Origin of the sequence: Nocardiopsis sp. MT53, from assembly GCF_019598965.1 — a bacterium.
Classification (GTDB): Bacteria; Actinomycetota; Actinomycetes; order Streptosporangiales; family Streptosporangiaceae; genus Nocardiopsis; species Nocardiopsis changdeensis.
The window spans coordinates 5,880,953-5,894,505 of record NZ_CP080599.1 but is presented as its reverse complement, the minus strand read 5'-3'; the positions used below and the strand labels follow the sequence as shown (position 1 = coordinate 5,894,505).

The 13,553-nt window shown below is 75.0% G+C and carries 14 protein-coding genes; 6 read left to right on the top strand and 8 right to left on the bottom strand.

All coding sequences use genetic code 11. The features are described from left to right. Positions 1 to 5: 5 nt before the first annotated feature. Positions 6 to 872, bottom strand: coding sequence for an NAD(P)H-binding protein (locus tag K1J57_RS26255; protein ID WP_220561396.1), 867 nt, complete (start codon positions 870 to 872; stop codon positions 6 to 8). A 69-nt stretch (positions 873 to 941) separates the two neighbouring features. Here K1J57_RS26255 and K1J57_RS26250 point away from each other — a divergent pair, with 69 nt between their 5' ends. Further along, entirely contained in the window at positions 942 to 1,523 is a 582-nt protein-coding gene (locus tag K1J57_RS26250; RefSeq protein WP_220561395.1) for a TetR/AcrR family transcriptional regulator, read from the top strand. 15 nt (positions 1,524 to 1,538) lie between these two features. On the opposite strand, the gene K1J57_RS26245 is transcribed toward K1J57_RS26250, so the two are convergent. Then, positions 1,539 to 1,676, bottom strand: a complete 138-nt coding sequence (locus tag K1J57_RS26245) for a hypothetical protein (protein ID WP_220561394.1) — start codon at positions 1,674 to 1,676, stop codon at positions 1,539 to 1,541. A 25-nt stretch (positions 1,677 to 1,701) separates the two neighbouring features. On the opposite strand from K1J57_RS26245, the gene K1J57_RS26240 reads away from it, so the two are divergent. The 4 genes from K1J57_RS26240 (at position 1,702) to K1J57_RS26225 (ending at position 4,456) form a co-directional block, all read left to right on the top strand. Continuing rightward, on the top strand, positions 1,702 to 2,223 hold the full coding sequence (locus K1J57_RS26240) for a CGNR zinc finger domain-containing protein (RefSeq protein WP_220561393.1): 522 nt from the start codon (positions 1,702 to 1,704) through the stop codon (positions 2,221 to 2,223). A gap of 123 nt (positions 2,224 to 2,346) precedes the next feature. Beyond that, positions 2,347 to 2,571 (top strand): DUF5957 family protein, encoded by a 225-nt coding sequence (locus tag K1J57_RS26235; RefSeq protein ID WP_220561392.1) that lies wholly within the window; start codon positions 2,347 to 2,349, stop codon positions 2,569 to 2,571. Then, positions 2,568 to 3,746: a sensor histidine kinase gene (locus K1J57_RS26230; RefSeq protein ID WP_220561391.1), complete on the top strand. Its 1,179-nt coding sequence runs from the start codon at positions 2,568 to 2,570 to the stop codon at positions 3,744 to 3,746. Before K1J57_RS26235 ends, K1J57_RS26230 begins: the two co-directional genes overlap by 4 nt. 23 nt (positions 3,747 to 3,769) lie before the next feature. Then, entirely contained in the window at positions 3,770 to 4,456 is a 687-nt protein-coding gene (locus K1J57_RS26225; protein WP_255646615.1) for a response regulator transcription factor, read from the top strand. 13 nt (positions 4,457 to 4,469) lie between these two features. On the opposite strand, the gene K1J57_RS26220 is transcribed toward K1J57_RS26225, so the two are convergent. Beyond that, positions 4,470 to 5,273: an IclR family transcriptional regulator C-terminal domain-containing protein gene (locus K1J57_RS26220; RefSeq protein WP_220561390.1), complete on the bottom strand. Its 804-nt coding sequence runs from the start codon at positions 5,271 to 5,273 to the stop codon at positions 4,470 to 4,472. Between the two features lie 164 nt (positions 5,274 to 5,437). On the opposite strand from K1J57_RS26220, the gene pcaD reads away from it, so the two are divergent. Beyond that, on the top strand, positions 5,438 to 6,211 hold the full coding sequence (gene pcaD / locus K1J57_RS26215) for a 3-oxoadipate enol-lactonase (protein ID WP_220561389.1): 774 nt from the start codon (positions 5,438 to 5,440) through the stop codon (positions 6,209 to 6,211). Between the two features lie 42 nt (positions 6,212 to 6,253). Here pcaD and K1J57_RS26210 read toward each other — a convergent pair whose 3' ends face one another. The 5 genes from K1J57_RS26210 to K1J57_RS26190 form a co-directional block, all read right to left on the bottom strand. Further along, complete coding sequence (locus tag K1J57_RS26210; RefSeq protein ID WP_220561388.1) at positions 6,254 to 7,093, bottom strand: SAM-dependent methyltransferase; 840 nt, start codon at positions 7,091 to 7,093, stop codon at positions 6,254 to 6,256. A 343-nt stretch (positions 7,094 to 7,436) separates the two neighbouring features. Next, positions 7,437 to 8,117, bottom strand: coding sequence for a hypothetical protein (locus K1J57_RS26205; protein WP_220561387.1), 681 nt, complete (start codon positions 8,115 to 8,117; stop codon positions 7,437 to 7,439). Next, a complete protein-coding gene (locus tag K1J57_RS26200; RefSeq protein ID WP_220561386.1) occupies positions 8,114 to 11,119 on the bottom strand; it encodes a DEAD/DEAH box helicase in 3,006 nt (1,001 codons plus the stop codon). Before K1J57_RS26200 ends, K1J57_RS26205 begins: the two co-directional genes overlap by 4 nt. Before the next feature lie 111 nt (positions 11,120 to 11,230). Then, positions 11,231 to 12,619 (bottom strand): MFS transporter, encoded by a 1,389-nt coding sequence (locus tag K1J57_RS26195; protein WP_220561385.1) that lies wholly within the window; start codon positions 12,617 to 12,619, stop codon positions 11,231 to 11,233. A 12-nt stretch (positions 12,620 to 12,631) separates the two neighbouring features. Continuing rightward, positions 12,632 to 13,444, bottom strand: a complete 813-nt coding sequence (locus K1J57_RS26190; RefSeq protein ID WP_220561384.1) for a glycerophosphodiester phosphodiesterase — start codon at positions 13,442 to 13,444, stop codon at positions 12,632 to 12,634. Positions 13,445 to 13,553: the final 109 nt, after the last annotated feature.

The window sequence follows — 13,553 nt, the reverse complement described above, 5'->3', positions numbered from 1 at the left end:
CGGGCTCAGGAGAAGTCGGAGCGGTGGTCGACGGCCCACTGCGCGTAGGTGCGCCCCCGGCGGCCGGTGACCTTCTCGTAGTCGGCGGAGACCAGGCCGGAGGGGTCCCAGCCGTCGGGGGCCTCCCACAGCAGCCAGTCGCAGATCTCCGGCGGGACGCCCTGGGAGATCCACAGCTCCCGGGCCTCCTCGTCGCTCAGGTGCACGAACCGGACCTCGCGGCCCAGGGCCGCGCCGATGGCGGCGGCGCGTTCGGCGGCGGTGACCGTCTCCGGGCCGGTGAGGGTGTACGCCTTCCCGTGGTGGCCGGACCCGGTGAGGGCGGCGACGGCGGCGTCCGCGAGGTCGGCCTCGTGGACCGGGGCCCAGGGGCGGTCGCCGTGCGGGGCGCGGACGACGCCTTCGGCGCGCACGGATCCGCTGTAGGAGTCCAGGTCGTTGGCCATGAACTCGCCCGCGCGCAGGTGGGTCCACTCCAGGCCGGAACGTTCCACCGCCTCCTCGACCGGGCGGTGGTGGCGGTAGCCGAAGTCCGTGTCGTCGCCGTCGGAGACCGAGGTCGAGGACAGGACGACCACGCGCCGGACCCCGGCCCGGCGCATCAGGTCCACCACCGCCGCGGCGGTCTCGGCGACGGGGAACAGGAACACGGCGTCCACGCCGTCGAAGACCCCGTCCAGGGTCGCGGGGTCGGCGAGGTCGCCCGCCGCGACCTCGACCCCGGCGGGGAACGTGCGGCGGGACGGGTCGCGGGTGAGGGCGCGGACGCGCAGTCCGCGTTCCCGGAGCCCCGGCACGACCAGCCCGCCCACGGTGCCGCCGGCGCCGGTCACCAGGACGTGTTCGATCTTTTCGGAATTCTTGTTATCCATAGTGGGACAGTAGTGTCCCACTATGGAAGTGTGCAAGTCCGTTATGGGAGGAGGGGGTAGGTTGGCGCCATGACGACCACCGACAACCCGAGGTCAGGGGCCCGCAACCGGACCCGGCGCGCCATCCTGGCCGCCGCGGCCTCCGTCCTGGGCCGGGACCGCAACGCCCCGATGGCCGCCGTCGCCGAGGCCGCCGACGTGGGCCGCAGTACCCTGCACCGCTACTTCCCCGACCGGGAGAAGCTCGTCGAGGCGACCTTCGAGGACTCCATCGCCGAACTCGGCCGGGTCATGGAGCAGGTGCGTCCGGAGGAGGGTCCGGCGGAGGAGGCGCTGTGCCGGGTGGTGAACGGGCACGTCGAGGTCGGCGACCGGATCCTGTTCGCCTTCGGCGACACCGCGACCGTGCGCCGCTACGGCGGGCTCCGCTCCGGCGAGCCCGAGGAGCCCGAGGTGCTGGTGCGGCTGTTCGAGCGGGGCCAGGCCGAGGGGGTCTTCGACCCCGACGCCGACCCGGCCTGGCTGGTGCACGTCATGTGGGCCCTGCTGTTCACCGGCCTGGAACGGGCCCGGGCCGGGCGGATCTCCCCGCAGGCCGTGGCCCCCCTGGTGCTGCGCACCCTGGAGAACGGCGTCACCGCCCGCCGGTGAGGCCCCGTGCGCGCGTCAGGGGGCGGCCACGGTGACGGGCGGGGTCAGGGTGACGCGGCGCCGGCCGCAGGCGCAGTGCTGGTAGGAGACCAGGCCCTCGCTGGTGGTGTGGGCGGATTCGGTGGTCCAGAGGTGTTCGTGCTCGGTACGCATGCCGCCAGTCTGATGTAATGGCATTATGCATATCAACCCTTACGGCCAGGATCCGGTGGGGCTCGCCGTCGACCTGGTCAACCAACCACCGGAGGACACCGACGACCTCGCGCGGCGCTGCGCCGATGTGGGGTTCGTCCTGGAACGCGAGGTCGGCGCGGACGACCTCGCCCGGGTCCGCGCCTTCCTCCGGGAGTGGACCGGCGTGGTCGACGCCGCCGACCCCCCAGAGCGGGCCGACCGCCTCAACCCGTTGCTCGTCGAGTTCGCGTCCGCGCCGCGCCTGACCGACCACACCCGTGACGGCTGGCACCTGCACTACCGCCCCGACGACCTGCCGGCCCACCGCCAGATCGCCGCGCTCATCGCGGTGGGCACCGCCCTGCACCTGACCGGGCGGGGCATGGACCGGCTGGGCCGGTGCGCCGCGCCCGACTGCGACCGGGTCTTCGCCGACTTCTCCCGCAACGGCCGCCAGCGGTACTGCTCGCCCGCCTGCGGCAACCGCGACGCCGTGCGCCGCCACCGCGCCCGCCGCCGGGCGTAGGCGCCCCGGGCGGCGTACATCCCCCGGCGGACGCGGGGTGTCCACCCGGGGCCGACGCCGTGCCCCCTCCCGCCCCCGCAGGATGAGGGGGCACCTGTGGTACAAGGAGGAAGGAAGAGGCCCTTGAACGGCTGGAAGGCACTCGGCGCGTCCCTGCTCGGGCTGGTCGTCGGCACGGTCGCCGGATTCGTCCTGTCGGAGGTGGTCGCCGTCTCGCTGCTCCTGTTCGGCGGCGGCGACCTGCCCTCGTGGGCACCCGGAGTCAAGTACCTCATCGTGGTGGGCGCCGCCGCCGGCCTGGTGGGCGGACCGCTGCTGGCGGCGCGCGGGGGGCGACAGGACGTATGACACGGCGGGACACGGGCGAACGGGACACGGGCGAACACGTCTTCGGCGCCGGCGCGGACGCCGCCATCGCGGCCGTGACCGCCCTGGCCCTGCTCGGCGCCGAGACCTTCTTCTCGCTGGACCGCGGGTCGGCGCCGCAGCCGCAGTCCCTGGCCGTGCTCGCCCTGGGCGCCGCCTCGCTGGCGCTGGTCGGCCGCCGCCCGCTGGTCACCGCGGTCGCGGTGGGCCTGTGCCTGCCCCTCTACTACGTGGCCGGCACCGCCGACACGTGGGCGGCGTGGCTGCTGCTCCTGGTCGCGGTGCTGCGCATGGCCGCGGTGGGGCTGCGGACCGCCCCCGTGGTGACCGTCGCGGTGGCGCTGGGGCTGTTCGCCGTCGCCGAGGCGTTCGCGTTCAACCCGTGGCGGGCCCTGCTGGTGCTGGCCTGGACGGTGGCGATCGCGGCGGTGGCCGCGGTCCTGCACCAGCGCGCCGCGCACCTGCGCGCCGCCCAGGAACGCGCCCTGGAGGCCGAGCGGACCCGTGAGGAGGAGGCCCGCCGGCGCGCCACCGAGGAGCGGCTGCGCATCGCCCGCGAGCTCCACGACGTCATCGCCCACGACATCTCCCTGGTCAACGTGCAGGCCTCGGCGGCCGTGCACCGACGCGACCCCGAGCAGGCCCTGGAGGCGCTGGAGGCCATCAAGGCCATCACCAAGGACACCCTGCGCGAGCTGCGCGCCACCCTGGGGGTGCTGCGCCAGGTCGACGAGGCCGAGGGCAACGCGCCGGTGCCCGGTACCGACCGGCTGCCCCACCTGGTGCGCGCCGCCGCCGAGGGCGGCCCGCCGGCGCGCCTGACCGTGGACGGCGCCCCCGCCGGCGGCCCCGCGGAGATGCCCGCGGTGCCCGCTCCGGTGGGGGCCGCCCTGTACCGGATCGTGCAGGAGGCGCTCACCAACGTGCGCCGCCACTCCGACGCCACCGCCGTCGAGGTCGCCCTCACCACGGAACCGGGCGCGGTCACGGTCCGGGTGTCCGACGACGGGTCGGCGACCGCGGAACCGGTCGAGGGCAACGGCCTGACCGGGATGCGCGAGCGCGTCACCGCCCTGGGCGGTACCTTCGAGGCCGGCCCCGGGACCGGGGGCGGCTTCCGGGTACGGGCCCGCCTGCCGGTGGACCGAGACGACTGACCGCCCCGGAGAGGAACCGCAGCGTGCACGACGCCGGCCCCGACACCATCGACGTTCTCATCGCCGACGACCAGACCCTGGTGCGGGCGGGCTTCCGCTCCATCGTCGAGGGCGAGCCCGACCTGCGGGTGGTCGCCGAGGCCGGGGACGGGGCGCAGGCGGTGGAGGCCGCCGCGCGCACCCGCCCCGACGTGGTGCTGATGGACATCCGCATGCCGGGCACGGACGGGCTGGAGGCCACCCGCCGGATCGCCGCCGACCCGCGCCTGGCGGGGGTGCGGGTCGTCATCCTCACCACGTTCGACCTCGACGAGTACGTGTACTCGGCGCTGCGCGCCGGGGCCAGCGGGTTCCTGCTCAAGGACACCGAGCCCGCCGAGCTGCTGCACGCCGTGCGGGTGGCCGCTCGGGGCGACGCCCTGCTGGCCCCGGCGGTCACCCGCAGGCTCATCGCGGAGTTCGCCGACCGCATCAAGGAGCCGCCGCCCGCCACCCGCCTGGCCGGTCTCACCGAGCGCGAGCGCGAGGTGCTGGCCGCCGTCGCGGCCGGGCTCAGCAACGAGGAGCTGGCCGCCCGCCTGGTGGTCTCCCCGGCCACCGCCAAGACCCACGTCAGCCGGGTGCTCACCAAGCTCGGGGCCCGCGACCGCGCCCAGCTGGTGGTGATCGCCTACGAGACCGGAGTGGTCCGCCCGGGCTGGCTCTCCTGACCCCGCCGACGGGTCACAGGCCCGCGTCGCGGCGGGAGACCGACGCCAGGTCCGCCTCGATGCGCGCGGTCGCCTCCAGCAGGGCGGGCAGCAGGTCGCGGCGCACGTCCTCGATCGAGGACCGGTTGGCCTGCGCGGACACGTTCGCGGCCGCGATGACCCGGCCCGCGGTGTCGCGGACGGGGGCGGCGATCGACCGCAGCCCCTCCTCCAGCTCCTGGTCCACGATCGCGTACCCCTGCTCGCGCACCCGCAGCAGCTCGGCGCGCAGCCGCTCCGGGTCGGTGACGGTGAACCGGGTCAGCGGCTCCAGGCGCACCCGCTCCAGGAAGGCGTCGATCTCGGCCCCGTCGCGGTCGGCCAGCAGCACCCGCCCCATCGACGTGGCCACCGCCGGGAACCGGGTGCCCACCCGGATCGACACGGTCATGATGCGCGAGGTCGCCACGCGGGCCACGTACAGGACGTCGTCGCCGTCCAGCACCGACACCGACGCCGACTCGTGCACCCGCGCCGAGAGGTCCTCCAGGTGCGGCTGGGCCACGTCGGGCAGCCCCGCCGAGGCCACGTAGGCGTACCCCAGCTCCAGCACCCGCGGGGTCAGCGAGAACAGCCGCCCGTCGGTGCGCACGTACCCCAGGTCGGCCAGGGTCAGCAGGAAGCGGCGGGCCGCGGCCCGGGTCAGGTGCGTCTCGCGGGCCACGTCGCTCAGGGTCATCGACGGGCGCTCGGCGGAGAACGCCCGGATCACCAGCAGGCCGCGTTCCAGCGACTGCACGAAGTGTGCGCCGCGTTCCGGTTCGTCTTCGGTGGGCATCTGCTCTTCCTGGGGACGAGGGCACGGGAAAAGGGCCGGAGCGGGCGACAGGGCCCCCGGCGATGTTCTCATACCGCACACCGTGCCGGTGCCCCGGTCCCCCCGGGGCCGCTGCGATGATGGGCCCGCACCTGGACACCGCCACGGAAGGGGACACCGGACCCATGAGCGTCGACCTGCACCACGTCGAGAGCGGACCCGCCGACGCGCCCCCGCTGCTGCTGGGCGGCTCGCTGGGCACCACCACCGAGATGTGGGAGCCCCAGGTCGAGGCGCTGTCCGCCGCGTTCCGGGTGATCCGCTTCGACCACCGCGGCCACGGCCGCTCCCCGGTCCCGGCCGGCCCCTTCACCATGGCCGACCTGGCCGGGGACGTGGTGGCGCTGCTGGACCGCCTGGGCATCGGGCGCGCCCACTACGCCGGCCTGTCCCTGGGCGGGATGGTGGGCCAGTGGCTGGCGGTCCACCACGCGGAGCGCCTCGACCGCCTGGCGCTGCTGGCCACCTCGCCCTACGCGGGCCCGGCCGGGCCCTGGCACGAACGCGCCGCCCTGGTGCGCGACCGGGGCACCGGCGCCGTCGCCGACACCGTGGTGGGCCGCTGGTTCACCCCGGACTTCGCCCGGGAGCACCCCGGCGACGTCGCGCTCCTGCGCGACCTGGTCGCCGCCACCGACCCGGAGGGCTACGCGGGCTGTTGCGAGGCCGTCGCGGGCTACGACGTGCGCGGGGACCTGCCCGGCGTCACCGCCCCCACCCTGGTCGTGGCCGGGGCGGAGGACCCCTCCACCCCGGCCGACCGGCACGCGGACGTCATCGCCCGGCTGGTCCCCGGTGCCGGGTACACGACGCTGCCCGCCACCGCGCACCTGGTGTCCTGGCAGCGCCCGGACGAGGTGAACGCCCTGCTCCTGCGGCACTTCTCCGCGCAGGGGTGACGGGCCCGGTCCCGCCGGAGCGCTCCGGCGGGACCCGGCGCCTCACCGCTTGACCGCCACCCCCGAGTACTCCCACAGCTTGACCGTCAGGTCGCCCGGCCGGGTCCGCGGCGCGATCTCGGGGTGGCGCCAGCTGGCGCAGTCGACCGCCCGCGGCTCCTCGTCGCGGTCGTCGGACCAGGCGCTCACCCGGTCCAGCCCCTCGAAGGCCGCCGCGGCCTCCTTGGGGGAGCGGACCCGCCCCCACGGGGTGCCGAAGGACAGCATCTTGTCGGTGACCCACGCGGCGGTCTCGGGGTCGTCGGACACGATGTGCGAGTAGATCAGGAAGGACCCCGGGGCCACGCGCTCCATCAGCCGGGACACCATGCCGAAGGGGTCGGCGCTGTCGGGGATGCAGTGCAGCATCGACACCAGCATGACGCCCAGCGGCCGGTCGGTGTCCAGCAGGTCGCGGGTGAGGGGGGCGGTCAGGACGGACTCCACCCCCTGGGAGATGTCGGCCATCAGGAACCCGGCGCCCCGGCCGCCCGCCAGCAGCGCCCGGCCGTGGGCGATGACGATCGGGTCGTTGTCCACGTACAGGACCCGGGCGTCCGGTGAGACCCGCTGGGCGACCTGGTGGGTGTTGTCCGCCGTGGGCAGCCCGGCCCCCAGGTCCAGGAACTGGTCGATGCCCTGCGAGGCCGCGTACTCCACCGCCCGGGTCAGGAACGCCCGGTTCTGGTGGGAGAGCGTGAGGAACTCCGGTAGCTGCGCAAGGAGGACGTCACAGGCCTTGCGGTCCACCTCGAAGTTGTCCTTGCCGCCGAGCAGGTAGTCGTACATCCGGGCGACGCTGGGGGTCTCCATGTCGATGTCGGGGGGGAAGCGGTCGGCCATGTGCGGTCCGGGGCGGCACCCGGCGGGCGACACCGCCGGGCAGAGGGCGCCCCTGCCTCCTTCGTCGTGTGGGTGCGGTCGTCGCGCGCGGGGGCGGCGGTGAGGAAGAGAGGGCCCGTACGGACGGGGCGGAGGACGGGCGGTGCGGGGCTGCGGACCGGCATCGTCGACCTCCTGTGCTCGGGCGGCGCGGGACGCGCGCGCCGAACGGGTTCCCGTTTTCCCGTGCGGGAATCCGCCACGCCGTGCGACGTGATCTTGAGCCGAATCGTAACCGCCCCGGTCACTTCCCACGGGCGTTTTCCCGAGGAAATCGCAAATCGCGTATTCGATCGGCCCGTGTTCATGTTCCCGGGCGCGGGAATGGCGGCAGTTCGTCGGCCAGCGCGCCCGGAGCGGCGGCCCTGATGCGGTCCCCGGAACCCGAGGGTATATCCACCGGCCCCGGCGGGGAAGGCGCCGACCAGAACGCGGCCGCCGAGTCCGGTGCGTGATCGGAGGGGTCGGTGACGTCTTCGATTATCGCCTCGGAGGCATTATCCCGAGCTGTCTCCTCTGGGACCGAAGGTCCTTTTATGCGCCCGGCCGCCATCACCCGGGTGCGCAGCGCGCCCCTGTCCATGCCCGCCCACCGGGTGAGCGTGAACGGGTCCCGGTCCGCCTGCGCGGCCAGGGCCGCGGCCGCCGCCCGCAGGTGCGCGCACACCCCGTCCCAGCGGTCGCAGGAGCAGGTGGCCACCAGGGCGTCCCAACCCCGCGGCACCAGGTCCACCCCGAACATCGTGCACACCCGCCCCACCGGTACCGGCAGCTCGCCGGCCAGCACCCGGGCCCGGAACACCTCCTGGGAGGCCAGGGCCTCGCACACGCGGTCCCACAGGGCGTCGTCGGGCACCGCGCGGATCAGGCTCACCTCGAACCCGCCGACCCGCGCGGTGACCTCGCCCGGGCGCACCGACAGCCGGTCCACCGGGCCCGGGACCGACGGGCCCAGCCACTGCTCCACCTGCTCCGACCAGCTCACGCCACCGCCTCCGGGGCCAAGCGCACGACCTCGCGCAGGTCGTCCACCGACAGCCCGGCCAGCCAGGCCTCGCCGGTGGCCACCGCGCCCCGCGCCAGGGCGCTCTTGCGTTCGATCATCTCGTCCACCCGCTCCTCCATGGTGCCCACGCACACCATCTTGCGGACCTGCACGTCGCGCCGCTGCCCGATCCGGAACGCCCGGTCGGTCGCCTGGTCCTCCACCGCCGGGTTCCACCACCGGTCCACGTGCACCACGTGGTTGGCCGCGGTGAGGTTGAGGCCGGTGCCCGCCGCCTTGAGCGAGAGCAGGAACACCGCGGGGCCGTCCAGGGTCTGGAAGCGGTGCGTCATCTCCTCGCGCTCGGCGCGCGGGGTGCCGCCGTGCAGCCACAGCACCGGCACCCCCAGCCGCGAACGCAGGTAGGGGGCCAGCCGGTCGCCGAAGCGGGCGTACTGGGTGAAGCACAGGGCCTTGTCGCCCTCGGCGGCGGCCTCGCCCAGGATCGACTCCAGCCGGTCCAGCTTGCCCGACCGGCCCGCCAGCGCCGAGCCGTCGCCCAGGAACTGGGCGGGGTGGTTGCAGATCTGCTTGAGCCGGGTCATGGTCGCCAGCACCAGGCCCTTGCGTTCGCGCTCGTCGGCCTCGCGCAGGCGCTCGGTCATCTCCTCCACGACCGCCTTGTACAGGGACGCCTGCTCGGGGGTGAGGGTGCACCAGGTGCGCATCTCCACCTTCTCCGGCAGGTCGGCGATGATCGACCGGTCGGTCTTGAGGCGGCGCAGCACGAACGGGCCGGTCATCCGCCGCACCCGGGCGGTGTCGGGGCCGTCCTCCCCGGCCACGGCCTCGCGGAAGGCGGCCGCGGAGCCGAGCAGGCCCGGGTTGGCGAAGTCCATGATCGACCACAGCTCCTCCAGGTCGTTCTCGACCGGGGTGCCGGTGAGCGCGATGCGGGTGCGCCCGGGCAGGGAGCGCACCGCCCTGGCCTGGAGGGTGTCGTGGTTCTTCAGGGCCTGGGCCTCGTCGCAGACCACGCGCTGCCAGGGCAGGCCCGCCAGTTCGCCGGTGTCGCGGGAGACCACCCCGTAGGTGGTGATCACCAGGTCGCAGCGGCCGACCAGGCGGGCCAGGTCGTTGCCGTGCGGGCGGTCGGGGCCGTGCTGGACGTGGACGCGCAGGTCGGGGGCGAAGCGCTCGGCCTCGCGCCGCCAGTTGCCGACCAGGGACACCGGGCAGACCAGCAGGGTGGGGCCGGTGTCCAGCGGACGGGCGTCGGCGAGCAGGGCCAGCAGCTGGACGGTCTTGCCCAGGCCCATGTCGTCGGCCAGGACCGCGCCCAGGCCCAGCTCGCCCAGGAACCGCAGCCAGGAGGCGCCCCGCTCCTGGTAGGGGCGCAGGTGGGCCTTGAACCCGTCGGGGGTGCCCAGGGGGCGCAGGTCGGCGGCGGCCGAGCCGTCGAACAGGGCGCCCAGCGGGCCGGGGGCGACGACCTCCTCGACCGGCAGCGGCGGGGCCTGGCCGGCGCCGACCGCGGTGCGCACCGCCTCGTCGGGGCGCATCCGGCGCCCGCGCGTGGAGATCCACTCCAGCGCGGCCTCCAGGCGCTCGGGGTCCAGCTGGGTCCAGCGGCCGCGCACCCGCACCAGGGAGCGCTTGAGGCGGGCCAGCTCGGCGAGTTCGGCCAGCTCCTCCTCGGTGAGGGGAGCGGTCTCGCCGTCGGGGTCGCCGCGCAGCACCGCCTCGAAGGACACGGCGACGATGTCGGAGGGGCCGATGCCGCCGACGCCCTTGCGGCCCTTGACGGGCTCGGCGGTCATGCGCAGGCCCACCCGGGGGCCCTTGCGCAGCTCGGGCAGGACCACCCCGAAACCGGCGGCGGCCAGCGCGGGCGCTGCCTCGGCGACGAACCGCTGGGCGTCCTCCACACCGAGCAGCAGCCGGGAGGGGGCCAGGTCGCCCAGTGCCCGGCCGACCAGCGGGTGGTGGCGCGCGGCGCGGCGCAGGTCGGCCAGGGCGGTGACGGAGACGTCGGGGGGCAGCCAGGCGGCACCCTCGCCGGACCACACCTGCTCCAGGGGCAGGCGCAGGCCGGGGTCGGCGACCGAGCGGACCCAGAACTCGACGGTCCAGGGGGTGCCGCGTTCGGGTTCGCGCAGCAGGAACAGCAGCCCGGCGCGGCCCGCGCCGCGCACCCGGGAGCGCCACTCCCTCAGGGCCGGCCGCAGCCGGGCGGCGGCCTCGGCGTCCAGCACGGGGTCGTCCCCGGTCAGCGCGGCGGCCAGCAGCGCCTCCGGGGTGCCCGGTGGGCTGGTGCTCTGCCGCCGGAGGCGTCCGTTGAGGGCGGTGGAGGGCGACGGGCGGGCGGTGCGGCGGGCCACGGCGTCGGTGAGCAGTTCCACGGGTGCCAGCACGCAGGCGCGGGCGACGGCGTCGGCGGAGGCGCCGGGCAGGTGGGCCCGCGCGGAGGCGGGCAGGGAGGCGGTGAGCGCGGCCAGGTGCTCCTCGGCCCAGGAGGCGGGGGCGGGCCGCCACCGCGCCCGGGGCGGTGCGCCCACCAGGTCCGGCAGCACGCACCCGGCGTCCACCAGCGCGCGGGCGAAGGCGTCCACCGCGGCCAGGTGGCGCAGGGACGGGCCCGCCCCGTCGGGCGGGGAGCCGAGCAGCCGGTCGGCGGCCGCGGGCGGCAGCCGCAGGCCGGGCACGGTCCAGGTGTGGAACGCGGCGGGCTCCCCCGAGGCCCGGGCGGAGTGGTCGGGGGCGGCGGTCGTCCCGGGCAGCCGCAGCTCCAGCACGGTCCGCTCCGGCACCGCCCGCCCTCCGCCGCCTCCCCCGGGAGCGTCGGGCGACGGGTCCTCCGCCCCGGCGGCCAGGGCCTCCAGCGCCCGGTGCCCGAGCGCGAACGGGTGCGGCCGGTCCCCGGCCCGCCCGGTGCCGGGGGCCTCGCCCTCACCCCACACCACCAGCGCGTCCCTGTCCCACACCCCGTGCAGCACCCGCATCCGTCCCCCCGTTCCCGTCGGGCCCCAGTATCCCGGTCCCCGCCGACACCCCGGGCGGGGGGACGCACGAGGGCCCCGGCGGACGCCGGGGCCCTCGGGTGCGCGGGGAGGTCAGAGGCGTTCGGGGACCTCGTTGCCGACGGCGAGGATGCCCTCGCGCATGCGGGTGCGCCACAGCAGGACGCCGCCGATGATGAAGAACGCGATCAGCGACACCACCGCCACCCGGTAGCCGCCGGTGATCGACACCGCGACCGTCACCGCCAGCGACCCCAGGAACGTGGAGCCCTTGTCGGAGATCTGGTAGAGGCTGAAGTACTCGGCCTCCCGGCCCTTGGGGATGAGCTGGGAGAACAGCGACCGCGCCAGCGACTGGGTGCCGCCCAGCACCAGGCCGATGCCCACGCCCAGGGCGATGAACAGCGGTACGTCGCCCGCGGGCAGGAAGTAGGCGGCCGACACCAGGCCGCCCCAGACCACCAGCGTCACCAGGACCGTGCGCTTGGACCCCAGGTACCGGGACAGCCACCCGGTGGCGAAGGCGCCGGCGAAGGCCACGAACTGGATGATGAGGATCGTCAGGATCAGCGTGCCCTGCTCCAGGCCCAGGTCCTGGGTGGCGAAGGGGGCGGCGTAGCGGATGGCCGCCTGCACGCCGTCGTTGAAGAAGATGAACGCGAGCAGGAACAGGATGGTGTTCGGGTACTTGCGCATGTCCTTGAGCGTGCGCCCGAACTGCCTGACCGACTGCCCGATCCTGGGCGGCCCGCCGGTGGCCAGCGCCCCGTAGCGGTTGCGCAGGGGGCGCAGCGCCAGGACGGTGAAGCCCAGCCACCAGACGCCGCAGGACGCGAACGCGATCCGGGCGGCGTCCGCGGCGCCGATGCCCAGCGCGTCGGTGTTGAGCACCAGCACCAGGTGCACGACCAGCAGCAGCGCCCCGCCCAGGTAGCCGATGCCCCACCCGGACACCGACACCCGGTCGCGCTCGTCGGGGGTGGAGACCTCGGGCAGGAACGCGTTGTACACCACGATCGAGAAGCCGTACAGCAGGTTGGCCAGCAGGAACAGCACCGAGGCCGCCAGGTAGCCGTCGGAGGCGAAGTACAGGCCGACGGTGGCCGCCGAGCCGCCGAACGCGGTCCAGAACAGCCACCGCTTCTTGTTCTGCGAATGGTCGACCATCGCCCCGAACACCGGCAGGAGCACGATCTGGACGAGGATGGCGGCGGTGGTCAGCGCCGGGTACAGCGCGTTGGGGTGCAGGCCGAACAGCCCCAGCGACAGGTCCGGGTCCAGGCACGCCTGCGAGGTGTCGGCGCCCACCGACGAGCAGGCCAGGCCGCTCAGGTAGGGGCCGATGAGCACGGTCACCACCGAGGTGATGAACACCGAGTTCGCCCAGTCGTACAGGTACCAGCCGCGCTGTTCGCGGCGGCGCTGCGCCGGGTCGGGGGAGGGTTCGGAGTGCGCGGTGGCCTCCGGGGCGGGGTCGGTCATGGTGGGGGTTTCCTATCCGTTGTGCGCTCTGACGGGGCCGCCGGTCCAGCGGCCGCGGCGGACCAGCACGTCCCGCAGCGCGGTGGTGTTGTCGGTGACGATCCCGTCGACGCCCGCGTCGAGCAGGTGTTCCATCACCTCGGGTTCGTTGACGGTCCACACGTGGACCTGGATCCCGAGCCGGTGGGCCGTGTGGATGAGGTCGCGGCTCAGCACCGGGAACGACCCCTGCCACATCGGGATCTGCGCGCACAGCGGGGCGCGGGGGGCCAGCGGCCGCAGCAGCGGGGACAGGGAGGCCACGCGCAGCCGGGCCACGTCCACCGGGCCGCAGGAGGTGGCGACCGGACGGGGGAAGAGGGCCCGCGCGCGGTCCAGGCGCCGCTGGTCGAAGGAGCCCACGCACACCCGGTCCCAGGCGCCGGTGCGGCGCAGCACGTCGATCAGGGGCGCGACGGCGCTGTCGGCCTTGAGGTCGATGTTGAACCTCGCGTGCGGCCAGCTCCCGAGCAGGTCCTCCAGCAGGGGGACGGGCTCGCGCCCGCCGACCCGGGCGCGGGCGACCTCGCGGTAGGGGAGGTCGGCGATGGCGCCGGCCGTGTCGGTGGCGCGGTCCAGGGTGTCGTCGTGGAACGCCATGAGGACGCCGTCGGCGGTGGCGTGCACGTCCGTCTCCAGGTACGTGTAGCCCAGGTCCACGGCGTGCTGGAAGGCGACGGCCGTGTTCTCCAGCTCGGTGCGGCGCACGCCCTGGTCGTCGGTGATCCACCCGCCCCGGTGGGCGAGGGCCAGCGGCACGGGGGAGGAAAGGTACGCGTGAGTCACTCAGGCAGTATGCCGCCTGCGGGGGAGGCCGTGGCGGGGGGCGGGTCGGGCGGTGGCCGAACCGAAACCTGGTATGCCAGGTGGATCGGGGCCGTACGAGGGGGCTCTG